General features: G+C 54.7%; 1 rRNA gene. It reads right to left on the bottom strand.

The features are described from left to right. Window positions 1–254 (bottom strand): 23S ribosomal RNA (locus tag C457_RS19700); the annotation flags it as partial.

Here is a 254-nt window from a genome sequence, read left to right as displayed (position 1 = left end):
ACACTTTGGGTCCTTAACCTGGCTCTGGGTTGTCTCCCTCACGGTGCACAAGCTTACCCCGCACACCGGACTCCCTGAGTCTACGACGTCTGTAAGTTCGGAGTTTGACAGGGAAGCGAACTCCTCTCGGAGTCCGGATTCCCAATCGGTCGCTCTACCTCACAGACTATCTCATCAGAGGTCATGCTTCGACATGTTTCGGTTGGAACCAGCTGTTGCCAAGTTCGATGGGCCTTTCACCCCTACACCAGAGT

The sequence above is a fragment of the Haloferax prahovense DSM 18310 genome, from assembly GCF_000336815.1.
GTDB classification, from domain to species: Archaea; Halobacteriota; Halobacteria; order Halobacteriales; family Haloferacaceae; genus Haloferax; species Haloferax prahovense.
The sequence above is the reverse complement of the archived record's forward strand: the minus strand, read 5'-3'. Positions and strand labels throughout refer to the sequence as shown.